This window comes from Erwinia sp. TECH1, from assembly GCF_054057575.1.
The window spans coordinates 4232285-4255610 of record NZ_JBSRZK010000001.1 but is presented as its reverse complement, the minus strand read 5'-3'; the positions used below and the strand labels follow the sequence as shown (position 1 = coordinate 4255610).

The 23326-nt window shown below is 55.5% G+C and carries 26 protein-coding genes; 13 read left to right on the top strand and 13 right to left on the bottom strand.

Annotated features, from left to right (window positions below):
- Positions 1–814: 814 nt before the first annotated feature.
- Positions 815–3148, top strand: a complete 2334-nt coding sequence (gene arcB, locus ACVWZ0_RS19950) for an aerobic respiration two-component sensor histidine kinase ArcB (protein ID WP_253457859.1) — start codon at positions 815–817, stop codon at positions 3146–3148.
- Between the two features lie 875 nt (positions 3149–4023).
- Positions 4024–4743, top strand: coding sequence for a monofunctional biosynthetic peptidoglycan transglycosylase (mtgA, locus tag ACVWZ0_RS19945; RefSeq protein ID WP_253457862.1), 720 nt, complete (start codon positions 4024–4026; stop codon positions 4741–4743).
- A 274-nt stretch (positions 4744–5017) separates the two neighbouring features.
- On the opposite strand, the gene npr is transcribed toward mtgA, so the two are convergent.
- The 11 genes from npr to ACVWZ0_RS19890 all read right to left on the bottom strand — a co-directional run bounded on the left by npr (position 5018) and on the right by ACVWZ0_RS19890 (position 13069).
- Positions 5018–5290: a PTS phosphocarrier protein NPr gene (gene npr, locus ACVWZ0_RS19940; RefSeq protein WP_125287082.1), complete on the bottom strand. Its 273-nt coding sequence runs from the start codon at positions 5288–5290 to the stop codon at positions 5018–5020.
- Positions 5287–6141, bottom strand: a complete 855-nt coding sequence (gene rapZ / locus ACVWZ0_RS19935; protein ID WP_125287083.1) for an RNase adapter RapZ — start codon at positions 6139–6141, stop codon at positions 5287–5289. Before rapZ ends, npr begins: the two co-directional genes overlap by 4 nt.
- 89 nt (positions 6142–6230) lie before the next feature.
- On the bottom strand, positions 6231–6713 hold the full coding sequence (gene ptsN / locus ACVWZ0_RS19930; RefSeq protein ID WP_199746329.1) for a PTS IIA-like nitrogen regulatory protein PtsN: 483 nt from the start codon (positions 6711–6713) through the stop codon (positions 6231–6233).
- 193 nt (positions 6714–6906) lie between these two features.
- On the bottom strand, positions 6907–7194 hold the full coding sequence (hpf, locus tag ACVWZ0_RS19925; protein WP_125287085.1) for a ribosome hibernation promoting factor: 288 nt from the start codon (positions 7192–7194) through the stop codon (positions 6907–6909).
- Between the two features lie 22 nt (positions 7195–7216).
- Positions 7217–8650 (bottom strand): RNA polymerase factor sigma-54, encoded by a 1434-nt coding sequence (rpoN, locus tag ACVWZ0_RS19920; protein WP_253457865.1) that lies wholly within the window; start codon positions 8648–8650, stop codon positions 7217–7219.
- A 48-nt stretch (positions 8651–8698) separates the two neighbouring features.
- Complete coding sequence (gene lptB, locus ACVWZ0_RS19915; protein WP_253457868.1) at positions 8699–9424, bottom strand: LPS export ABC transporter ATP-binding protein; 726 nt, start codon at positions 9422–9424, stop codon at positions 8699–8701.
- Between the two features lie 3 nt (positions 9425–9427).
- The gene (gene lptA, locus ACVWZ0_RS19910; RefSeq protein ID WP_125287088.1) at positions 9428–9970 is read right to left on the bottom strand and encodes a lipopolysaccharide ABC transporter substrate-binding protein LptA; all 543 of its coding nucleotides are present in this window, start codon (positions 9968–9970) and stop codon (positions 9428–9430) included.
- Positions 9942–10514: an LPS export ABC transporter periplasmic protein LptC gene (lptC, locus tag ACVWZ0_RS19905; protein WP_253457871.1), complete on the bottom strand. Its 573-nt coding sequence runs from the start codon at positions 10512–10514 to the stop codon at positions 9942–9944. The genes lptA and lptC overlap by 29 nt, the downstream gene beginning before the upstream one ends.
- A complete protein-coding gene (gene kdsC / locus ACVWZ0_RS19900) occupies positions 10511–11074 on the bottom strand; it encodes a 3-deoxy-manno-octulosonate-8-phosphatase KdsC (RefSeq protein WP_253457874.1) in 564 nt (187 codons plus the stop codon). Before kdsC ends, lptC begins: the two co-directional genes overlap by 4 nt.
- Before the next feature lie 13 nt (positions 11075–11087).
- Positions 11088–12074 carry an arabinose-5-phosphate isomerase KdsD gene (gene kdsD / locus ACVWZ0_RS19895; RefSeq protein ID WP_253457877.1) on the bottom strand — a complete coding sequence of 329 codons (987 nt, stop codon included), beginning with the start codon at positions 12072–12074 and terminating at the stop codon, positions 11088–11090.
- Between the two features lie 14 nt (positions 12075–12088).
- Positions 12089–13069, bottom strand: coding sequence for a calcium/sodium antiporter (locus tag ACVWZ0_RS19890; protein WP_253457880.1), 981 nt, complete (start codon positions 13067–13069; stop codon positions 12089–12091).
- Positions 13070–13302: 233 nt separating this feature from the next.
- Between ACVWZ0_RS19890 and mlaF the strand changes: the two genes are divergently transcribed.
- The 7 genes from mlaF to murA all read left to right on the top strand — a co-directional run bounded on the left by mlaF (position 13303) and on the right by murA (position 18099).
- Positions 13303–14115 (top strand): phospholipid ABC transporter ATP-binding protein MlaF, encoded by an 813-nt coding sequence (gene mlaF, locus ACVWZ0_RS19885; protein WP_125287093.1) that lies wholly within the window; start codon positions 13303–13305, stop codon positions 14113–14115.
- A 4-nt stretch (positions 14116–14119) separates the two neighbouring features.
- A complete protein-coding gene (mlaE, locus tag ACVWZ0_RS19880) occupies positions 14120–14902 on the top strand; it encodes a lipid asymmetry maintenance ABC transporter permease subunit MlaE (protein WP_253457882.1) in 783 nt (260 codons plus the stop codon).
- A 4-nt stretch (positions 14903–14906) separates the two neighbouring features.
- Positions 14907–15446 (top strand): outer membrane lipid asymmetry maintenance protein MlaD, encoded by a 540-nt coding sequence (gene mlaD, locus ACVWZ0_RS19875; RefSeq protein ID WP_125287095.1) that lies wholly within the window; start codon positions 14907–14909, stop codon positions 15444–15446.
- A gap of 11 nt (positions 15447–15457) precedes the next feature.
- Positions 15458–16093 (top strand): phospholipid-binding protein MlaC, encoded by a 636-nt coding sequence (gene mlaC / locus ACVWZ0_RS19870; protein WP_253457885.1) that lies wholly within the window; start codon positions 15458–15460, stop codon positions 16091–16093.
- A complete protein-coding gene (gene mlaB, locus ACVWZ0_RS19865; RefSeq protein WP_253457888.1) occupies positions 16093–16386 on the top strand; it encodes a lipid asymmetry maintenance protein MlaB in 294 nt (97 codons plus the stop codon). The genes mlaC and mlaB overlap by 1 nt, the downstream gene beginning before the upstream one ends.
- A 125-nt stretch (positions 16387–16511) precedes the next feature.
- Positions 16512–16766, top strand: coding sequence for a BolA family iron metabolism protein IbaG (gene ibaG / locus ACVWZ0_RS19860; protein ID WP_125287098.1), 255 nt, complete (start codon positions 16512–16514; stop codon positions 16764–16766).
- 70 nt (positions 16767–16836) lie between these two features.
- Entirely contained in the window at positions 16837–18099 is a 1263-nt protein-coding gene (gene murA, locus ACVWZ0_RS19855) for a UDP-N-acetylglucosamine 1-carboxyvinyltransferase (protein WP_253457891.1), read from the top strand.
- 52 nt (positions 18100–18151) lie between these two features.
- Here the strand turns inward: murA and ACVWZ0_RS19850 are convergent, their stop codons facing one another.
- Positions 18152–18412, bottom strand: a complete 261-nt coding sequence (locus tag ACVWZ0_RS19850) for a helix-turn-helix domain-containing protein (protein WP_253457894.1) — start codon at positions 18410–18412, stop codon at positions 18152–18154.
- A gap of 295 nt (positions 18413–18707) precedes the next feature.
- Positions 18708–19679: an octaprenyl diphosphate synthase gene (ispB, locus tag ACVWZ0_RS19845; protein ID WP_253457897.1), complete on the bottom strand. Its 972-nt coding sequence runs from the start codon at positions 19677–19679 to the stop codon at positions 18708–18710.
- Between the two features lie 254 nt (positions 19680–19933).
- Between ispB and rplU the strand changes: the two genes are divergently transcribed.
- The 4 genes from rplU (at position 19934) to fepB (ending at position 23153) form a co-directional block, all read left to right on the top strand.
- A complete protein-coding gene (gene rplU, locus ACVWZ0_RS19840; RefSeq protein WP_125287102.1) occupies positions 19934–20245 on the top strand; it encodes a 50S ribosomal protein L21 in 312 nt (103 codons plus the stop codon).
- Positions 20246–20260: 15 nt separating this feature from the next.
- On the top strand, positions 20261–20518 hold the full coding sequence (rpmA, locus tag ACVWZ0_RS19835) for a 50S ribosomal protein L27 (RefSeq protein WP_012666719.1): 258 nt from the start codon (positions 20261–20263) through the stop codon (positions 20516–20518).
- A gap of 281 nt (positions 20519–20799) precedes the next feature.
- Complete coding sequence (gene cgtA, locus ACVWZ0_RS19830; RefSeq protein WP_253457900.1) at positions 20800–21978, top strand: Obg family GTPase CgtA; 1179 nt, start codon at positions 20800–20802, stop codon at positions 21976–21978.
- A 209-nt stretch (positions 21979–22187) separates the two neighbouring features.
- Positions 22188–23153 carry a Fe2+-enterobactin ABC transporter substrate-binding protein gene (gene fepB, locus ACVWZ0_RS19825; protein WP_253457903.1) on the top strand — a complete coding sequence of 322 codons (966 nt, stop codon included), beginning with the start codon at positions 22188–22190 and terminating at the stop codon, positions 23151–23153.
- Positions 23154–23326 lie beyond the last annotated feature (173 nt).

Below are 23326 nucleotides of genomic sequence, written 5' to 3'. Positions count from 1 at the left end.
TCCAGCGAAATTCCAACTTATCGGGAAAGCGTACTCAGGTCAAATAGCGCGCTTAGGGGGGCTTTGTGGAGGTGTCTTTTAGGTAAGTTATTGTTTTTATATATTTTATACCGATTTTTTCTGTGTATAGTTTCGTCATTTACCCCCCAGGAAGTGTGAACTGTCTCACTGTAGTGCAGGGCGCAAATCTCTGCACCATGCTGGTGCTGGGGGTATTGCCAGCAGAAAATGCTAATAAAGTAGCCTTAATCATTGAAAGCGGCTGTTTTTAACGGGGAGGCTTATTTGAATTAAACCCCCGTGCATCATTAGTAAAATTAATCAGGCTGGTTTTGATTGCATCCACGTTTAATGTGAATTTTTATTCATTGCGTTTCAGGCGAAAGCGCGGCGGCAGGCGCTTATCGCTATGAATTGCAAAAACGGATAATGCACTTAAGGCAAAACGGACTATGCACAGGTTAAACATCACTTTTCGCGTACCGATGGTGCTCAACCGCGTATACCCTGTACCGCTGTTACAAAGTCTGTTGGTAACCAAAGTCAACGGCCGCGCGGGTCGCGGTCACGCTTAATAGCGCAAAACAGCGGCGGTGTTCGCCAGACGGTCATGCTTCCCCAGCGCTAAACGGCGGCAGGCTTAGCGGATGGCCGGAGACGATACTGACCTGTCTTTTGACAGGCGCGCGGAACGTCAATCGTGGCATTGCTTTCAGGCTGCACCGCAGTGGTGCAGCCTGCGCAGGGGGCCGTAACCTTTGTCTTTTAAGCTTTTGCGGTATGATTGACGGTATTGCTCTCGAAGGGACCTTTTATGAAACAAATTCGTCTGTTAGCCCAGTACTACGTCGATTTAATGGTGAAGCTGGGGCTGGTGCGCTTTTCTTTGCTGCTGGCTTCTGCGCTGGTGGTGCTGGCAATGATCGTGCAGATGGCGGTCACGATGGTGCTGCGCGGACATGTAGAAAGCATCGATATGGTTCGCTCGGTCTTTTTCGGGTTGTTGATAACGCCATGGGCCGTTTATTTCCTGTCGGTGGTGGTTGAGCAGCTGGAGGAGTCGCGGCAGCGCCTGGCGCGCCTGGTGGATAAGCTGGAAGAGATGCGCCATCGCGATCTGGAGCTAAACCAGCAGATGAAGGAGAACATTACCCAGCTCAATCAGGAGATCGCCGATCGTATCAAGGCGGAAAAAGCGCGCCTGCAGGTGATGGACAAACTGACGGAAGAGATGACCAGGCGCGAGCAGGCGCAGATTGAGCTGGAGCAGCAGTCTTCTTTCCTGCGTTCGTTTCTGGACGCCTCGCCCGATCTGGTGTTCTACCGCAATATCGATCAGCAGTTTTCCGGCTGCAACCGGGCCATGGAGCTGCTGACGGGCAAAAGCGAGAAGCAGCTTATCGGCCTGACGCCGCACGATGTCTACGATCGTGATGCCGCCACCAAAGTGCTGGAAACGGACGAGAAGGTCTTTCGCCACAACGTTTCGCTGACCTACGAGCAGTGGCTGCAGTATCCCGATGGGCGCAAGGCCTGCTTTGAGATCCGTAAAGTGCCTTATTACGACCGCGTAGGTAAACGCAGCGGGCTGATGGGCTTTGGACGCGATATAACCGAGCGTAAACGCTATCAGGACGCTTTAGAGAACGCGAGCAGGGAAAAGACCACCTTTATCTCTACGATCAGCCACGAGCTTCGTACGCCGCTTAACGGCATCGTCGGTCTGAGCCGTATCCTGCTGGATACCGAGCTGAATCCGGAGCAGTTGAAATACCTGAAAACCATCCACGTCTCGGCCATCACGCTGGGCAATATTTTCAATGACGTTATCGAAATGGATAAGATCGAGCGCCGCAAGGTGCAGCTGGATAACCAGCCGGTTGATTTTACCGGCTTCCTGGCGGATCTGGAGAATCTCTCCGGCCTGCTGGCCCAGCCGAAAGGACTGAAGTTCGTGCTCGACGCCCATCCGCCGCTGCCGCATAAAATTATCACCGACGGCACGCGGCTGCGTCAGATCCTGTGGAACCTGATCGGTAACGCAGTGAAATTTACCCAGCAGGGCAGCATTATCGTGCGGGTGGCCTATCAGGGCGAGGATTGTCTGCGCTTTGAGGTGGAAGATTCCGGCATGGGGATCCCGCAGGATGAGCAGGACAAAATCTTCGCCATGTATTATCAGGTGAAAGATCAGCATGGCGGCAAACCGGCGACCGGCACCGGCATTGGGCTGGCGGTTTCGCGTCGTCTGGCGCAGAGCATGGGCGGAGATATCAGCGTGCGCAGCGCGCCCGGTAAGGGCTCCTGCTTTACGCTGACGGTTAATGCGCCGCGCGTCGTGACGCAGCATGAAGCCGAGCAGCCTGCGGACGATATGCCGCTACCGGCGCTGCACGTCCTGCTGGTTGAGGATATCGAGCTGAACGTGGTCGTAGCGCGTTCGGTGCTGGAGAAGCTGGGCAACAGCGTTGAAGTGGCCATGACGGGCGCAGAAGCGCTGACGATGTTCGATCCCGAAGAGTTTGATCTGGTGCTGCTGGATATTCAGCTGCCGGATATGACCGGCCTTGACGTGGCGAGGGAAATCCATCGGCGCTACGGCCATCAACAGCTGCCGCCGCTGGTGGCGCTGACCGCTAACGTGCTTAAAGATAAAAAAGAGTATCTGGACGCGGGCATGGACGACGTGCTGAGTAAACCGCTGGCGGTACCGGCGCTGACCGCCATTATCCAGAAGTACTGGGACTACCAGGAGCAGGAGGACGAGCCGGCGGAAGCTTCTCACTCTGACGCGCCCGTGCTGCTGGATATCACCATGCTGGAGCAGTATATCGAGCTGGTTGGGCCGCAGCTGATTGTGCAGAGTCTGGAAATGTTTGAAAAGATGATGCCAGGTTATCTGGAAGTATTGGATTTGAACATGACCGCGCGCGATCAAAAAGGCATTGCGGAAGAAGGGCACAAGATCAAGGGCGCGGCGGGATCGGTTGGTCTGGTCCATTTACAGCAGCTGGCGAAACAGATCCAAAGCCCTGAGCTACCGGCGTGGTGGGACAATGTGCAGGAGTGGATTGACGAGCTGAAACACGAGTGGCGTAACGACGTTGCGGTACTGCGGGAATGGGTATCAAAGGCCCAAAAAAAATGACCCCGACCGAGGCCGGGGTGCGCGAATACTGCGCCAACACCAGGGAAACTTGAGGCCTACGCTGTTCTTAAAGTAAGAGTATCGAAGCGCAGGCGCGGTATTGGGTAAAACGCTCAGGAACTACCTTAGCAAAACTCCCATCACATGTTACAAGATTCATTAAAATGTGTGATGTGGAGCAGCGTTTCCAGACAGAAAACATTAATTTGATGATACAGTCAAGCACGGAATGAATTTATTCGCGATCTTGCGCAAAAATTGTACAATTGTGCCAGTTTTTGTCCGGTTTTGATTGACGTATTCAGGTAACCGGTTCCATTGATCGCTAGCAGTGATGCTAAAAGAATTTCACCTCGCCTGGCAAATATTTAACTCCATGTAAAACATGTTCTTTTTGTGAGATTGGTGTCTCTCTTGTGAAACCGCACGGTACAACAAAATGGAAAGTGATATTGGAAGGAATTAACGATTAATAAACATGTTTTTATCGTAATCCTTTTAACTTAAGGCGCAATTTTCGCTCACCAACCGAAAAGCATAACCTGGGCCCACAGCCATTCTGAGGGGCCTTTAAGATAAAATTAGCAAAAGCTAACTCACGCAATTTATAAGGTTCATGAATGAATTGGCTGGCATTGCGCGGACGGACCGCGTTGATTGTTTCTTCATCGCTACAGGTTCGTTTACGGCATGGAACCGATTCCGAATGCGCGGAAGTGATTGAAGCACTTAATACATTTACAAAGTGCTTCAAGTTGTAAGCGCATGCAAACGTTTACATTAAGTCAAATGCGTTGCGCCCCGCACCGCTTTTTTACATTGTACGAACGGGTTCCTGTTACAGGAATTCATAAGATCATTATGGATAAATGTTAATGAAGCAGCGCAAAAACACCAGCGGACAGCGGCTAAAAACCTGGGCGTTACGAGTGACAATCGGCCTGGCCGGGATCGCGATCGCCGGGATCCTACTTTTTTCTTTTTTGCCCGTACCTTTCTCTGCCGTGATGGCAGAAAGGCAGATTGGCGCCTGGCTGAGCGGCGATTTCCGTTATGTCGCGCATTCAGACTGGGTAGAGATGAAAAATATCTCTCCCTGGATGCCGCTGGCGGTTATCGCCTCAGAGGATCAAAAATTTCCCGACCACTGGGGATTTGACGTACAGGCGATCCAATCGGTGCTGGATGGTGAAGAGACCCGCATGCGCGGCGCTTCTACGCTATCGCAGCAGACCGCAAAGAACGTTTTTTTATGGGACGGGCGCAGCTGGATACGTAAGGGACTGGAAGCGGGCCTGACGGTTGCGATCGAAACCGTGTGGACAAAACGGCGCATTTTGACGGTCTATCTGAACGTAGCGGAGTTCGGCGAGGGCGTATTTGGCGTGGAAGCGGCATCGCAACGCTATTTTCATAAGCCCGCCAGTCGCCTGACAATGGCGGAAGCGGCATTGCTGGCGGCCGTGTTGCCGAACCCGATCCGTTTTCGCGCCGACGCGCCGTCAGCCTATGTGCGCCAGCGGCAGCAGTGGATCTTACGCCAGATGCGCCAGCTGGGCGGAGAAGGCTTTCTGAACGCGCATAAGCTACGCTGACAGAAAGGTAGCCTGAAAGAAATAACCATGCTCAGAGGCGCATAAGTGTGTGCAGAGCATCACGAGCAAGGACAGTGCTCAGGGGCGTAATAAGCCACGCCGAGAGGAAAAGGTACGCTGTGGAGAAAGCACCGTGCTCAGAGGTGCATAAGTGTGTGCAGAGCATCACGAGCAAGGACAGCGCTCAGGGGCGTAATAAGCGCCGCCGAGAGGAACGGTACGCTTGAGGGTCAAGAACCGCGCTCAGGGGCGCTGAGCGCGTCTGAGCGGCTGATTAATCCTCGTCGAAGCCAGCGTTAAAGAGTTCGATCACCGCCGCCAGCGCTTTTTCTTCTTCCGGCCCGCTGGCTTCAATCTCAATCTGTCCGCCTTTCGCCGAATCCAGCATCAGCAGTGCAATAACGCTGCTGGCTTCCGCTTCCGTGCCGCTCTCGTTGCGCAGCAGCACCTCGGCATCAAAGCTTTGCACCAGTTCAAACAGCTTCATCGCCGGTCTGGCGTGCATACCCAGCTTGTTTTTGATCTCAACCACTTGTTTGACGGTCATGATTTGCGCTTTTCCAGAGTACGATGACGGGACTGCACGTTCTTGCCGCGCGAGCGGAAATAGTCAGCGAGTTGTTCGGCAATATAAACCGAGCGATGCTTGCCGCCGGTACAGCCAATCGCCACGGTAAGATAGCTGCGGTTGTTGGTTTCCAGCATCGGTAGCCAGAGTTCAAGATAGCTGCGCGTCTGATAGATAAAATTGTGCACTTCGGTATGACGATCCAGGAAAGCGGCCACCGGACGATCCAGCCCCGTCATCGGCCGCAGTTTCGGATCCCAGTGCGGGTTCGGCAGAAAGCGGACGTCGAACACGTAATCGGCATCGATCGGAATACCGTGCTTGAAGCCGAAGGATTCAAACACCATCGTCAGTTCACGTTCCCGCTTGCCTAACAGGCGCGTGCGCAGCATTTCGGCCAGCTCGTGCACCGACATCTCCGAGGTATCGACGATCAGATCCGCACGCGAGCGCAGCGGCTCCAGCAGATCGCTCTCTTCATCGATGGCGCTTTCCAGCGAAAGATTTTTACTGGAAAGCGGATGCAGGCGTCGGGTATCGCTGTAGCGCCGGATCAGCGTATTGCGATCGGCATCCAGGAACAGCAGCTGCGGCGAAAAGCTGTCGGGCAGGCCGGTCAGCGCTTTCTCAAAGATCTCCGGCGACTCTGGCATATTGCGCACGTCAATACTGACGGCCGCCGAGATGTTACGATCCGCCAGTGACCTGGCCAGCTCCGGCAGCAGCACCACGGGCAGATTATCCACGCAGTAGAAGCCCATATCCTCCAGCGCCCTCAACGCGACGGACTTACCGGAACCAGAACGCCCGCTGACGATCATCAGCACCATGACTTATTCTCCTGATTTGAAGCCTTTCCAAAGGGACGGGGAACTTCCCTGTGCATACGCTCGGGCCGACAGACCGGCCCACTAAAGGCTTAAGAGGCGGCTTGTGGTTCCTCTGCCATGATAGCAAACAGCTCTTCATCGCTTTGCGCAGCGCGCAGTCGGCGGCAGACCGTTTTATCGGCCAGACGTTTTGCGACCAGCGAGAGCGTGTGCAGATGCGTTTTACACTGATCGGCAGGCACCAGCAGGGCGAAAAGCAGATCGACCGGTTGATTATCGATAGCGTCGAAGGCTACCGGCTGATCGAGACGGATAAACACGCCTACCGCGCGCAGCGTATCTTCCACCAGCTTGCCGTGTGGGATCGCGATGCCGTTACCTATGCCGGTACTGCCCATACGTTCACGCGTCAGGATCGCTTCAAAGATCGTCTGATGCGGCAGATTAAGCTGTTTGGCCGCCAGCTCGCTGATAATCTCCAGCGCCCGCTTTTTGCTCTGGCAGTGCACGCCGTTGCGGGTACAGGAAAGGCTCAGGACCGAGCTCAGTTCCAGTGTCAGGTCATTGTTCATCATAGGTTCACTTAGGTATTCACTTCCGCCTGGCAAAACGGCGCTGCCCGATCGTTCGGCAGGCCATCAGTCGAATGCATTATGCCCGTTGATTAACGGCCCGCCTTCTGCAATCAGAAGACGAGCCGGTTAGTTTACACCACATTCTTATCAGATAAGGGTGGCGAAAAAATAATCAATGCTGCAAGGGTAATTAATGCTGCTTCAGCTTGTCTTTATGTTTATTCAGCTGGCGTGTCAGCTTGTCAATCAGGCCGTCAATCGCCGCATACATATCTTTTTCTTCCGAGGTGGCGTGCAACTCACCACCGCTGACGTGCAGCGTCGCATCGGCGACCTGCGTCACCTTTTCCACCTTCAACACAATATAAACCTGCCCGATACGGTCAGTGTATTGCTCCAGCTTGGCGAATTTAGCCACCACGAATTCACGTAAAGGCTCGGTAATTTCAACATTCTGCCCGGTAATATTGAGTTGCATAAGCTCTTCCTTATCTGTTCGTTCAGACCAGCTGCTTGCGCTGATTTGAGGGCGGGATGGATAAAGACTCTCGGTACTTCGCGACGGTGCGGCGGGCCACGATGATCCCCTGGTCGGAGAGCAGGGTGGTCAGCTTGCTATCGCTAAGAGGCTTGGCGGGATTCTCCGCCGAGATCAATTTCTTCACCAGCGCGCGAATGGCCGTGGAAGAGGCTTCGCCGCCGCTTTCGGTGTTCACGTGACTGGAGAAGAAATATTTCAGTTCAAAAATACCGCGTGGGCTGTGCAGGTATTTTTGCGTGGTAACGCGTGAAATCGTCGATTCGTGCATCTCTACGGCGGAGGCGATATCCGCCAGCACCATAGGACGCATAAATTCTTCACCCTGCTCGAAGAAAGCCTGCTGCTGGTCGACGATGCAGCGCGTGACCTTCAGTAGCGTATCGTTGCGGCTCTCCAGACTTTTTATCAGCCAGCGGGCTTCCTGCAAATTGCTGCGAATAAACTGGCTGTCGCTGTCGCTGCGAGAGCTGCCGCCCAGCGAAGCATAGTGCTGGTTAATCTTCAGGCGCGGCACGCTGTCGGCATTCAGTTCCACCACCCAGCGGGCGCCGATTTTACGCACCAGCACGTCCGGGATGACATATTCCGGTTCGCTGGTATTAATCGACTGGCCGGGACGCGGGTCAAGCGACTGGATCAGCTGCATGGCGTTTTTCAGCACGTCCTCTTTCAGCCGCGTGACGCGCATCAGGCTGCGGAAGTCGTGGTTAGCCAGCAGATCCAGATGGTCGCTGACAATAAGCCTGGCCTCTTTCAGCCAGGGCGTGTCATCCACGAACTGCGACAGCTGCACCAGCAGGCAGTCGCGCAGATCGCGTGCGCAGACGCCGATCGGATCGAACCGCTGAACGCGCTTCAGTACCGCTTCGACTTCTTCCGCAGAAAGCTCTTCGTTGCCGATACTCTCCTGGATCTCCTGAAGAGAAACGGTCAGATAGCCGGTCGGATCCACGGCGTCGACAATGGCGGTGGCGATGGCGCGATCGGTATCGGTAAAAGGCGTCAGCTCTACCTGCCACATCAGGTAGTCCTGCAACGACTGGGTGGTTTCGCCCTGATAAACAGGCAGCTCGTCGTCGTGGTAGTCGGTGCCGGTGCCCGACGGCGTGCCGGCGGTGTAGATTTCGTCCCAGGTGGCGTCGAGCGGCAGCTCTTCCGGCATATCTTTTTGTTCCAGCGCCTCGCGGGTATCCAGCGCCTCTTTTTCCTGATATTCGCGGCTGTCGACTTCTTCGTGAAGATCGGTTTGTTCAAGCAGCGGGTTGCTTTCCAGCGCCAACTGAATTTCCTGCTGGAGTTCAAGCGTAGAGAGTTGCAGCAGACGTATCGCCTGCTGCAGTTGTGGCGTCATGGCAAGCTGTTGGCTAAGCCTGAGCTGCAAACCTTGCTTCATATTCAGGATACTTATTCCTTAAAAATCTTGACCGGTCTGAACACCTTATCAGAGTCTGAACTCTTCGCCCAAATAGACGCGCTTAACTTGTTCATCCTGGAGGATTTGCTCAGGCGAGCCGTGAGCGATCAGGTGTCCCTGACTGACGATATAGGCTCGTTCGCAGACGGCCAGCGTTTCACGGACGTTGTGATCGGTGATCAGCACGCCCAGGCCGCTGTCGCGCAGGTGTTCGATAATCTTTTTGATATCGATAACCGAAATCGGATCGACGCCTGCGAAAGGCTCATCCAGCAGGATGAATTTAGGGTTCGCCGCCAGCGCGCGGGCGATCTCTACGCGACGGCGTTCACCGCCGGAAAGCGCCTGACCCATGCTGTCGCGCAGGTGCGCGATATGGAACTCCTCCATCAGCTCGTTGGCGCGATCGGTTCGCTGTTCCGCCGTTAAATCTTCACGGATTTGCAGCACCGCCATCAGGTTGTCGTACACGCTCAGGCGGCGGAAAATAGAGGCTTCCTGCGGCAGATAGCCGATGCCCCGACGCGCGCGCGCGTGCAGCGGCAGAATACTGATATCTTCATCGTCGATAACGATGCGGCCCGCGTCGCGCGGCACAATGCCCACCACCATATAAAACGTGGTGGTCTTACCGGCGCCGTTCGGGCCCAGCAGGCCGACGATCTCACCGGATTTTACCTCCAGGCTGACATCTTCCACCACGCGTCGGCCTTTGTAGGCCTTCGCCAGATTTTGCGCAATTAAAGTCGCCATGGCTTAGTTACTCTTCTTGGGGGAGGAGGCGTTTTTATCCTGCAGCTGCGAAGGCACCAGCACGGTAGTGACGCGCTTGCCGGTATTGCCGTAGGCCTGCATTTTCTGCTCTTTCACCAGATAGGTGATGCGATCGCCTTTGACGTTGCTGTCCAGCTGCTCCAGATAAGCGCTGCCCGTCAGCTCGACGAAATCCTTCGCCAGCTCGTAGTGCATTTTCTGCGCATGGCCTTTAACGGGCTTGCCGTTGTCCTGCATCTGATAAAACGTTGCCGGATTGCCCCAGGCATCCACGATGGTTTTGTTGCTGTCGCCGTTCGGACGCGTGACCACAACCTTATCCGCGGTGATTTTGATCGAGCCCTGGGTCACGATGACGTTGCCGGTAAAGGTCGCCACGTTGCCCTGCATATCCAGCGCCTGATTTTCGGAGTCCACGTTGACCGGCTTATCCGAATCGCCCGTCAGGGCAAGAGCGGGCAGGCTGGCAGTCAGCAGCAGGCCGAGCGTCAAAAACTTAAGGTTGGTTCGCATTCTGAATTTCATAGGAGGTTTTGACCTTTTCAATCAACTCGGCGGTTTTCTTCCGTAAATTGCCACGCATCTTCATGCCGCTAGAGCTGAAGCTGTTGCCGTATAAGGTTACCCGATCTTCTGAGGTAACGTCCTGCGTGACAAGGTTCACTACGGCGTTATCGGTTTTAATTCGTTGTAGCTGGGCGTCCTGGGCCAGACTGTTGACCTCGACGTGGCCGTAAAGATAGAGCATACGGTCATTGGTTAGTTTGGCCTTGTCTGCCCGTACCGACCAGGTGGGCACTTTGTTTTCGTCATAGGTGGTCATGACCGGATTATCGAACCAGCTTACCGCGTCGGCGGAAAAGTAGGTTACTTTCTCGGACACCAGCTTGTAGCTCAGTCCACCTTCCGGGTTATACACCACCGTATTGGACGACTGGCTCGTATAGGTCGGCTCCAGCGCGTTGCTGGCCGCGGGCGCAGGCTTATCCGTATCGGCCAGGTTCCAGCCAATCAGCACGATCGCTACCAGCGCCAGCAGGAGCGTAATCCAACGCCTTGTTTTACTCATACAGACTGCCCTTTGGCCTTATCAAACTTATCCTGCGCGATTAGGATCAGATCGCAAATTTCACGTACGGCGCCGCGTCCGCCCGCGAGGCGGGTAACGTAGTCGGCACGAGGAAGCAGCACGGGATGCGCATCGGCTACGGTCACGCTCAGGCCGACTTCCGCCATTACCGGCCAGTCAATCAGGTCATCGCCAATGTAGGCGACCTGCTCCGGCATCAGCGACAGTTTATCCAGAAGTTCACGGAAGGCCAAAAGCTTATCCGACTGGCCCTGGTAAAGATGCGTAATGCCCAGCGTGGCGCAGCGATCTTCCAGCAGCTTTGCCTTGCGACCGGTGATAATAGCGACTTCCACGTCCGAGGTCAGCAGGCAGCGAATGCCGTAGCCGTCCCGCACGTTGAAGGCTTTTAGCTCCTCGCCGTTATTGCCCTGGTAAATCACACCGTCGGACATCACGCCATCTACGTCACAAATCAACAGCTTAATTTCACGCGCGCGCGCCATCACGGTCTCGCTCACGTCGCCATAACAGGTACTTATCCAGCTTGCGCCAGCCATTTTTTATTCCTTGTTAAACCACGCCAGCACGCAGCATGTCGTGCATATGCACTACGCCAAGCAGCCGATCGCCGTCGGCTACCATTAAAACGGTAATATTACGGCTCTGCATCAGATTCAGGGCATCGACCGCCAGCGTATGGGGCCGCACCCGTACGCCGCCCGAGGTCATAACGCTGGCGATACTGGCATGTTGAATATCAATGCCCATATCAAAGACGCGTCGCAGATCGCCATCGGTGAAAATCCCTTCGATCTTCATCAAATCGTCACAGATTACCGTCATACCTAAATTCTTACGGGTGATTTCCAGCAGGGCGTCACGCAGCGAGGCGTCACGGCCGACGCGAGGAATTTCATCGCCGCTATGCATAATATCGTCAACGGTCAGCAGCAGCTTGCGGCCCAGTGCGCCACCCGGATGGGAGAGGGCGAAATCCTCAGCCGTAAAGCCGCGCGCCTTCAGCAGCGCTACCGCCAGCGCGTCGCCCATCACCAGCGTTGCCGTGGTGCTGGTGGTCGGCGCCAGCCCCAGCGGACAGGCTTCCTGCGGTACTTTAACACAGAGATGGATATCTGCCGCGCGGCCCATCGCGCTGTCGGGACGGCCGGTCATACAGATAAGCGAGACGCGCAGCCGCTTCAGCACCGGGATCAGCGCCAGGATCTCGGAGGATTCGCCGGAGTTGGAAATGGCGATAACAATATCGCCCGAGCTGACCATGCCAAGATCGCCGTGGCTGGCCTCTGCCGGATGCACGAAAAACGCCGGGGTGCCGGTGCTGGCGAAGGTGGCCGCCATCTTTTTGCCGATGTGGCCCGATTTCCCCATGCCCATCACCACCACTTTGCCGTGGCAGTTGTAAATTTGCTTACAGGCTTCGGTAAAGTCTTCGTTAATGTACCGATCGAGCTGTTCCAGTCCCTGACGTTCAATCGTCAGAACATCTTTCCCCGCCTGCTGAAAATCAAAGTCGGGCCGTAGAGTAACAGGTGACATAGGTTCTAATCCTTTTACCAAAAGGTGGCCGAAGGAAGCCAGTAGAGTAACGCGACCCAGGCAACAAAGCCTGTCAGCAGCAGCGCGCCTGCCACTCTGCCGATACAGCGGCTACGGCGCAGGCAGATAAGCGTAAACAGCGCGCTGACGCCCAGCATGATCCAGTAGTCGCGGGCAAAAGCATGTATATCCACCGCGCCCGGATGCAGCAGCGCCGGAATGCCAAGTACAATGGCAATATTGTAGATGTTAGAGCCGATCAGATTGCCGATGGCGATATCATCTTCGCCTTTCAGCGCGCCGGCAATCACCGTAGCCAGCTCCGGCAGGCTGGTGCCGACAGCGATCACCGTCAGGCCGATCACCAGTTGGCTGACGCCAAAAAAATTGGCGATAACCGTTGCGTTGTCGATAACCATACGGGTCGACATCGGTAAAATAATCAGCGCCACGCCCAGCCAGAGAAACGCCACCGTGTTGCCTGTATCGTCACGCGGCAGTTCGGCAAGCTGTTCGCGCGTCAGCGAATCCGTATCGCCACGCTCCGCTTTGCGGGCAATGTTGATAATAAACAACAGGTAGCCTGCCGCAAAGGCAATCAGGATCAGGCCGTCATTGCGGCTTAGCATATTATCAAACAGCAGCAGGCCGCTGATTAATGTAATCAGCAGCATCAACGGCAGCTCGCGCGCCAGCAGCCTGGAATACAGCCTTAAGGGATGCAGCAGCGCCGCGCCGCCGAGGATCAGCAGAATATTGGTGATATTGGAGCCGACCGCCGTGCCAACCGCTAAATCCATCTGGCCGTGCAGGGAAGCGGAGAAAGAGACGATCAGTTCAGGCAGCGAGGTGCCTATGCTGACCACGGTCATGCCGATAATCAGCGGAGGAACGCCAATTGCGCGGCACAGGATAGCCGCGCTGAACACCAGACGATCTGCACCATATACCAGCAGGACCAGGCCGATAATCAATAGTGCGGTAGCTACAAGCATGAAATGTCCTTTGATCGGGTATAATCGTCGGCTTGCCTTGCACGACGAGCAAAACGGGCCGGTAAAATGGCCGCGAACGCGCTGATTTTGACGGTCTGAAAGCAAAAAGTAAAACTTATGCCAACTTTCGCTACGTCAGACGGATAAGTTTCTGTAAAAGTGTCCAGTTCCGCTGGTTATACGTTACCATCGGTAGAGGATGAAATGCCTGGAAAAGAGGATAAGAGGTCACAATGAGCCAGACGGAGACGAATTTGGTGGACGTTCGGGGCGTCAGCTTCGCTCGCGGCGATCGCCCGGTTTTCGATAACATCTCGCTTACGGTGCCGAAAGGGAAAGTCACAGCCATTATGGGCCCTTCAGGCATTGGTAAAACCACGCTGCTGCGTCTGATCGGCGGTCAGCTGCGTCCCGATGCCGGCGAAATCTGGTTTAACGGGGAAAATATCCCCGCGCTTTCGCGCTCGCGTCTCTACGAAGCGCGTAAAAAAATGAGCATGTTATTTCAGTCCGGCGCGTTGTTTACCGATCTGACGGTGTTTGACAACGTCGCCTGGCCGCTGCGCGAACATACGCAGCTGCCGCCCGCGCTGCTGCACAGCACGGTGATGATGAAGCTGGAAGCCGTCGGCCTGCGCGGCGCGGCTCAGCTAAAGCCTTCCGAGCTGTCCGGCGGCATGGCGCGGCGCGCGGCGCTGGCCAGAGCTATCGCGCTGGAGCCGGATCTGATTATGTTCGACGAACCTTTCGTCGGGCAGGACCCGATCACCATGGGCGTGCTGGTCAAGCTGATTGACGAGCTGAACCACTCGCTGGGCATGACCTGCATTGTGGTTTCACACGACGTGCCGGAAGTGCTGAGCATTGCCGACTACGCCTACATTATCGCCGGACAGAAAGTTATCGCTCAGGGAACGGCCAGCGCGCTGCATGAAAATGAAGATGCCCGGGTTCGCCAGTTTATCGACGGCATCGCCGACGGCCCGGTTCCTTTTCGTTTTCCCGCAGGCGACTATCTGCAGGATCTAACCGGCTCAGGGAGTTAATCTGATGTTACTACGTGCACTGGCGTCCGTCGGACGTCAGGGGATCAATATTTGCGCCTCGTTTGGCCGCGCCGGGCTGATGCTTTTTCACGCGCTGATAGGCATTCCCCGCTTCCGCAAACATGCGCCGCTGGTGATCAAGCAGCTGTACAGCATTGGCGTGCTGTCGCTGCTGATTATCGTGGTTTCCGGCCTGTTTATCGGCATGGTGCTGGGTTTGCAGGGCTACCTGGTGCTGAATACCTACGGGGCCGACAGCAGCCTGGGGATGCTGGTGGCGCTGTCGCTGCTGCGCGAACTGGGGCCGGTCGTCACGGCGCTGCTGTTTGCCGGCAGGGCAGGCTCGGCGCTTACGGCGGAAATCGGTCTGATGAAGGCGACCGAGCAGCTCTCCAGCATGGAGATGATGGCGGTCGATCCGCTGCGCAGGATTATCTCTCCTCGCTTCTGGGCCGGTTTTATCAGTATGCCGCTGCTGACGCTAATTTTCGTCGCGGTAGGTATACTGGGCGGCGCTATCGTGGGCGTCAGCTGGAAAGGCATCGACGGCGGCTTTTTCTGGTCGGCGATGCAAAACGCCGTGGATATCCGTACCGATATCGTCAACTGCGTGATCAAAAGCGCCGTTTTCGCCTTTACCGTCACCTGGATTGCCCTGTTTAACGGCTACGATGCCGTGCCGACTTCTGAAGGCATTAGCCGGGCGACGACGCGTACTGTAGTACATGCTTCTCTGGCTGTGCTCGGTTTGGATTTTGTGCTGACAGCACTGATGTTTGGGAACTGATTCGATGCAAACGAAAAAAAGCGAAATTTGGGTAGGGGTCTTTTTACTGCTGGCGCTTTGCGCGGCGCTGTTTCTCTGCCTGCGCGTGGCGGATCTGAAATCCCTGGGCAGCGAACCCACCTGGCGGCTCTACGCTACCTTTGACAATATCGGCGGGCTGAAAAGCGGTTCGCCGGTGAAAATCGGCGGCGTGGTGATTGGCCGCGTGACGGATATCGGCCTGGATGAGAAAACCTATCTGCCGCGCGTCTCGATGGATATCGAAGACAAATATAATCAGCTGCCGGATACCAGCTCGCTGGCGGTCAGAACCTCTGGCCTGCTGGGCGAACAGTATCTGGCGCTCAACGTCGGTTTTGACGATCCGGAGATGGGAACGGCTATGCTTAAGGATGGCAGCACCATTCAGGACACCAAGTCGGCAATGGTGCTGGAAGATCTGATAGGCCAGTTCCTGTATAAGAGCGGCAACGGTAACGAGAGTAAAAACGCGGCGCCGGAGAACGGCGGCGAGCCTGCCCCGGCCGCAGCGACTAACCCTTAAGAGGAGCAGTAATGTTTAAACGTTTCCTGATGGTGGCCATGTTAATCATCGCCCCGGTCGCGGCTAACGCTGCCGCCGACCAAACCAACCCTTACAAGCTGATGAACGAGGCGGCGGAGAAAACCTTTACCCGTCTTAAAAACGAGCAGCCTAAAATCAAGCAGGATCCCAACTACCTGCGCCAAATCGTGCGTGAAGAGCTGCTGCCCTATGTGCAGATTAAATATGCCGGCGCGTTAGTGCTGGGACGTTACTACAAAGAAGCGACGCCTGCCCAGCGCGAAGCCTATTTCAAAGCCTTTAGCGACTATCTTGCTCAGGCTTACGGCCAGGCGCTGGCGCTCTACCACGGTCAGACTTACCAGATCGCACCTGAGCAGCCCTATGGCGATGCCAATATTATTGCCATCCGCGTCTCCATCATCGATCCTAACGGCCGCCCGCCGGTTCGCCTGGACTTCCAGTGGCGTAAGAACAGCCGCACCGGCGACTGGCAGGCCTACGATATGATCGCGGAAGGCGTCAGCATGATCTCCACCAAGCAGAACGAGTGGGCGGGCATTCTGCGTCAGAAAGGCGTCGACGGCCTGACTGACGTGCTGAAAAACGCGGCCAGCCAGCCGATTACGCTGGACAAGCAGCAGTAATGGATCAGCTTAACTGGCGCATCGAGGGCAACCGCCTGCATCTGGCGGGCGAGCTGGAGCGGGAAACGCTGGCCGCACTGTGGCAGCAGCGCGAAACGGTCATGAAACAGATTGATACCATTGATGTCTCCGCGCTGGACAGAGTCGATTCAGCCGGGCTGGCGCTGCTGGTGCACCTGCGTCAGATCGCGCTGGGGCAGGGGAAAGCGCCGGGATTTACCGGGATTACCGACAAACTGCGTTCGCTGATCGCGCTGTATAATCTGCAGCAGTTTATTACCGCCGAACGCTGACGGCCCGCGCCCGTTCCTGATGAAAAAGCCTCTGCACACGCGGAGGCTTTTTTGCCTGTTTAAGATAGCTCCGCTTTCCACTACTATGTAGGCCTGTTTATCCTCAACCGAATTTAGAAAATCCCATGGAAACTAGTGAAATCCAATCCGTGCTGATGGCCGCGCTGCCGCTGCAGGAAGCCATTGTAACCGGCGACGGCAGCCACTTTCAGGTGATCGCCGTAGGCGAGATGTTTGGTGAACTGAGCCGCGTGAAAAAGCAGCAGGCGATTTACGCGCCGCTGGCGGCCTATCTTGCCGACAACCGTATTCACGCGCTGTCCATCAAAACCTATACGCCGGAAGAATGGGCACGTGACCGTAAGCTGAACGGTTTTTAAGTCGCCGTCTTCATCGCTTCGGGCGGTGAAGCGGCCGTACTCTATTGCTGATTAATTGAGAGCAGGTTTAATGGATAAATTTCGTGTGCAGGGCCCGACCCGTTTAAGCGGGGAAGTGACCATTTCCGGTGCTAAAAACGCTGCGCTGCCGATTCTTTTCGCTGCTCTGCTGGCGTCCGATCCCGTAGAAATTCAGAATGTCCCGAAGCTTAAGGACATCGATACTACCATGAAGCTGTTGAGCCAGCTGGGCGTAAAAGCGGAGCGTAACGGCTCGGTGCACCTGGATGCCAGCAACGTCAATATTTTTTGCGCGCCTTACGATTTGGTAAAGACCATGCGCGCTTCGATTTGGGCGCTTGGCCCGCTGGTGGCGCGTTTCGGTCAGGGGCAGGTTTCTCTGCCTGGCGGCTGCGCTATCGGCGCGCGTCCTGTCGATCTGCACATTACCGGCCTTGAGCAGCTGGGTGCCGAGATCAAGCTGGAAGAAGGCTATGTTAAAGCGTCCGTCGACGGCCGCCTGAAAGGCGCGCACATCGTGATGGATAAGGTCAGCGTAGGCGCAACCGTCACCATCATGAGCGCCGCCACGCTGGCTACCGGCACCACCGTGATTGAAAACGCCGCCCGCGAGCCGGAAATCGTCGATACGGCGAACTTCCTGAATACGCTGGGCGCGAAAATCACCGGTGCCGGCAGCGATCGCATTACTATCGAAGGCGTTGAGCGCCTGGGCGGCGGCGTTTATCGCGTATTGCCGGATCGTATTGAAACCGGCACCTTCCTGATCGCCGCCGCGATTTCCGGCGGTAAAGTTGTCTGCCGCGACACGCAGCCGGCTACGCTGGACGCGGTGCTGGCCAAGCTGCGTGAAGCGGGAGCAGATATTGAAACCGGCGAGGACTGGATCAGTCTGGATATGCACGGCAAGCGGCCAAAAGCGGTCAACTTCCGCACCGCGCCGCATCCTGGCTTCCCAACCGATATGCAGGCGCAGTTCAGTCTGCTGAATCTGGTGGCGGAAGGCACGGGCGTGATCACCGAAACCATCTTCGAAAACCGCTTTATGCACATACCGGAGCTGATCCGTATGGGCGCGCATGCGGAAATTGAAAGCAATACGGCGATCTGCCACGGCGTGGAGAAACTGTCCGGCGCTCAGGTCATGGCCACCGATCTGCGCGCTTCCGCAAGCCTGGTGCTGGCTGGCTGCATCGCGGAAGGCACCACGATTGTGGATCGTATTTACCATATCGATCGCGGTTATGAGCACATCGAAGACAAGCTGAAAGCGTTAGGCGCTAATATCGAGCGCGTAAGCGGCGACGAATAACGCCGTTTGAAGCTGACTGGCAACGGGGCGGTAGAAATCTACCGCCTTTTCTTTATGAGCGAATAAGCTTTTTACGGTCGAGCAGGGCATGGGTGACAGGATCGTAATAGCGGCTGGGCCAGATCTCGGCCGGATGGATGTTCAGGGCATTGGCGATAATCCATTCGCCTTTAGGCCACGGCCTGAACAGCGCGTTAGCAAGCGTGGACGAGCTTAATCCGGCCTCTCGTGATACCTCGGCCAGCGTGGTGCCTTTCTTTTTCAGACCTGCAATAATATCCGCGTTATGCCAGTCCGCTTTCTTCTCTAGCATCTGCTTTTTCCTCCATGGACGCATCGCTATTTCTGGAAACATCAGGACGCAACATTGCCGTCTCTACGGCAGGGATTGCGAACATGATGTGAATATTTAAGGCGTTAGCCTTTAAATATCGCAGTCAGATTTATAACAATAATCGCTAAGATATTTCCAATAAAATTTAAGCAGCGTTTTGTTTTTGAGGCGTAATGCGCAAAAGTTACGTAACAGCGTGATGCATTACATTACAAAAAGGGATCCAGGAGGCGTTGTACAGAAGGGAAAAAGCGCGGCTGACCGCGCTCAGGGATTAAAATTCGCGCTGCACCGACATATGCGCCAGCGCTTCCAGCGCGCTGCGCCACGGCGATTCCGGTAGGGCATTCAGACAGGCGATGGCCTTGTCTGCTTCGCGTTCTGCCGATTCCCGTGTCCAGGCCAGCGAGCCGCACTGTTGCATGGTTTCCAGTACGGGTTCCAGCAGATGGCGACCGTTACCTTGCTCAATCGCGCTGCGGATCATCGCTGCCTGCTCCGGCGTGCCGTTACGCATGGCGTGCAGCAGCGGTAAGGTTGGTTTGCCTTCGCTAAGGTCGTCACCAACGTTTTTACCCAGCGTTTTACCGTCGGCGCTGTAATCAAGAAGATCGTCGATAAGCTGGAAAGCGGTGCCGATATAGCGGCCATAATCCTGCAACGCCTTTTCCTGCTCCGGCGTGGCCTCGGCCAGGATAGCGGAAGATTGGGCGGCGGCTTCAAACAGGCGAGCAGTTTTACTGTAGATCACCCGCATATAGCTCTCTTCGGTAATATCGGGATCGTTACAGTTCATCAGCTGCAGCACTTCGCCTTCCGCTATCACGTTAACCGCTTCCGACATCAGCTCCAGCACGCGCAGCGAACCAATGCTGGTCATCATCTGAAAAGCGCGCGTGTAGATAAAATCGCCGACCAGCACGCTGGCCGCATTGCCGAAAGCAGCGTTGGCGGTGGCTTTGCCGCGGCGCATATCCGATTCGTCCACCACGTCATCGTGCAGAAGGGTGGCAGTGTGAATGAATTCTATCAGGGCTGCTACGGTAACATGTTGTTTACCGGAGTAATTCAGCGCGCGCGCGGCCAAAACGGCGATCGTTGGGCGGATGCGTTTGCCTCCACCGCTGATGATGTAGTAACCCAGCTGATTGATGAGGGAAACCTCAGAATTCAACTGCTCGAGTATGGTTGCATTGACGTCCGCCATGTCCTGCGCGGTGAGTTCGTTTATCTGTTCTAAGTTCATCAGTCTTTTCAGCTATTGCCCACTTTGCGGCTATGATAAGCGTCTTTACCCGTGCCTGCGGCATGTAATGTATAACAGATTGTACTTGAAAATGGCGACTGTGAAACATTTGGCTGTGCTTTGCGTTTTTTTTCTGCAATACCCGCTACCTGGCACTTGTCATCGCGTGCGAAGTTGCGTAGAATTCGCGCCCTATTGTGAATATTTATAGCGCAGCCTGAACTCAAGACGGCAAGCGCGAGAGCGGAGTTTATATGTACGCGGTTTTCCAAAGTGGTGGTAAACAACACCGAGTGAGCGAAGGTCAGACCGTTCGCCTGGAAAAGCTGGACATCGCAACCGGCGAAACGATTGAATTCGACCAGGTTCTGATGATTGCCAACGGCGAAGAAGTAACGATCGGCGCACCTTTAGTTTCAGGCGGCGTGATCAAAGCAGAAATTATTGCTCACGGTCGTGGCGACAAAATTAAGATTGTTAAGTTTCGTCGTCGTAAACACTACCGTAAGCAGCAGGGTCACCGTCAGTGGTTCACTGATGTGAAGATCACTGGCATCAGCGCCTAAGAGGAGATCTGACAAATGGCACATAAAAAGGCTGGCGGTTCCACTCGAAATGGCCGCGATTCCAACGCAAAACGCCTGGGCGTTAAGCGTTTCGGTGGCGAAAGCGTTCTGGCAGGTAGCATCATCGTTCGTCAGCGTGGCACCAAATTCCACGCGGGCACCAACGTAGGCTGCGGCCGTGACCACACCCTGTTTGCTACGGCAAACGGCAAGGTCCTGTTTGAAGTGAAAGGCCCGAACAACCGTAAATACATCAGCATCGTTGCTGAGTAAGGTTTTCGTGCCTGAAGGCGGTACCTGATACCGCTTTCAGCAGCGAATCAAAAAGCCCCGCTATGATTGCGGGGCTTTTTACATTCTGCATCTGGCGCGCCAATCAGGTTGCCAGTAAAACCCTTTGCTGTACACTTTGTATTCAGCTGCATGATGTCTTAAGGCGGATCCCCTGTCTGGAAATGACGCGAGGGCTGCGCCCCCGGACAGCCGTCATAAGGCCTGCGAGCCACGACGGATCATCCTGCCAGCAGCGGGCAAATGATTTACGGAGAAGTAACATGAAGTTTGTTGATGAAGCGACGATCCTCGTTGCTGCGGGTGATGGCGGCAATGGCTGCGTCAGTTTCCGTCGTGAGAAATATATTCCCAGAGGCGGCCCGGACGGCGGCGATGGTGGTGATGGCGGCGACGTCTATATGCAGGCCGACGAGAACCTGAACACCCTTATCGATTATCGCTTTGAAAAATCTTTCCGTGCCGAGCGCGGGCAGAACGGCCAGAGCCGTGACTGCACCGGTAAACGCGGTAAAGACATTATTATTAAAGTGCCGGTCGGCACCCGTATCATCGATCAGGGCACTGGCGAAACGCTGGGCGATATGATGAAGCACGGTCAGCTGCAAATGGTCGCAAAAGGCGGCTGGCACGGCCTGGGCAACACCCGCTTTAAATCTTCCGTTAACCGTACGCCTCGTCAGAAAACGATGGGAACGCCGGGCGAGAAGCGCGATCTGCAGCTGGAGCTGATGCTGCTGGCCGACGTCGGAATGCTGGGCCTGCCGAACGCGGGTAAATCCACCTTTATCCGCGCCGTTTCCGCCGCGAAGCCTAAAGTAGCCGACTATCCGTTTACCACCCTGGTACCTAGCCTGGGCGTAGTGCGTATGGACAGCGAGCAGAGCTTTGTGATCGCCGACATTCCGGGCCTGATTGAAGGCGCTTCTGACGGCGCAGGTCTGGGTATTCGTTTCCTTAAGCACCTTGAGCGCTGCCGCGTGCTGCTGCACACCATCGACCTGGCGCCAATTGATGAAACCGATCCGGTAGAAAACGCCCGCATCATTCTGGGCGAGCTGGAAAAATACAGCGAGAAGCTTTTTAATAAGCCTCGCTGGCTGGTTTTCAACAAGGTCGACCTGCTGGATCAGGAAGAAGCGGAATCCCGTGCGAAAGCCATTGCCGATGCGCTGGGCTGGACGGATAAATACTATCTGATTTCTGCCGCCAACCGCGTTGGCGTAACGCCGCTTTGCTGGGACGTGATGTCCTTCCTGAACGCCAATCCAAAAGAGGCGGAAGTGGAAGAGAAGCAGCCGGAAAAAGTGGAGTTCATGTGGGACGACTATCATCGCCAGCAGCTGGAAGAAGCTGAAACGGCGGTAGAAGAAGACGATGACTGGGACGACGACTGGGATGACGAAGACGACGAAGGCGTCGAAATCATCTACCAGCGTTAATCCCTGAAGGGCGCCAATCGGCGCCCTTTCTGTTATGGGAACCGCACGGAGTACCGATGGCAGCCTCACTGAGCAGGAACCCAGCTTCATGAGCGTTGACCTTCGCAGCAGTAATTATTTCTTCCCGCTAATAAAGATAATCATTATCATCTGCTCTATCCGATCCTTCGCGAAGCCCCGCGCTTTGCCCCGTCTGAATGAGTTGATCCATGCGCACTCCCATCCAAATGTTTCCCCTGATAATTTTTGCTCTCTCGCTGCTGTCGAGCGGTGCAGCGCGTGCCGAAGAAGGCTGGCCACGGCATATCACCAGCGTTAAGGGCGAAATGGTGCTAAAGAAGCAGCCTGAACGGATTGTCTCTACCAGCGTGACGCTGACCGGCTCGCTGCTGGCGATAGACGCGCCGGTTATCGCCAGCGGTGCCACCATGCCAGGCCATCGTATCGCCGACGGCCAGGGATTTTTCCGTCAGTGGGGGAACGTGGCGGCGGCGAAGGGCGTTAAGCGCCTTTACAGCGGCGAACCTAACCTTGAAGCGATTGCCGCAGAAAATCCGGATCTGATTATCGTCAGCGCGACGGGAAACGACTCCGCGCTGCCGTTTTACGATCGTCTGGCCGCGCTGGCGCCGACGCTGGTCGTTAACTACGACGATAAAAGCTGGCAGGAAGTAGAGCGCGTGCTGGCGCAGGCCACAGGTAAAGAAACCGAGGCGGAGGCATCGATTCAACGCTACGCGCAGCGGGAGAAAGAGGTCAAAGCGAAGCTGCAACTGCCGCCGCAGCCCGTTTCCGCGCTGGTTTATAATCCTCATATCCATCTGGTCAATCTCTGGACGCCGGAATCTGCCCAGGGAAAACTACTGGGATCGCTGGGCTTTACCCTGGCTGAGCCGACGGCCGTGGTACGTCAGGCCAGCCAGCGCCTTAAGCGTCGGGATATTATTCCCATAAGCGGAGAAAATCTGGTCACCGGCCTGACGGGGCGGTCCGTGCTGATGTTTGCCGCAGGTGATAAAGAGCAGGCGGCGCTGCTGGCCGAGCCGCTGGTCGCCAACTCCCCGGCGGTAAAAAACAAGCAGGTTTATGCGCTGGGCGAAGACAGCTTCCGGCTGGACTACTACAGCGCCAACAATGTCCTGACCCGCCTGGAACAGCTGTTTTCCGGCAAATAGTTTTTCATGCCTTCGCGTCCGCGAAGGCATCCGCTCTCCGCTGCGTTTTCCTGCCTGCTCACAAAATCATCACGCTAATAAGAATACGACAAACAATCGAATTGATAATTGTTTGCATTTGAAATAATGTATGGCCGCCTGGTCAGAGACGCCCGTGCGTACCGCAAACCAGG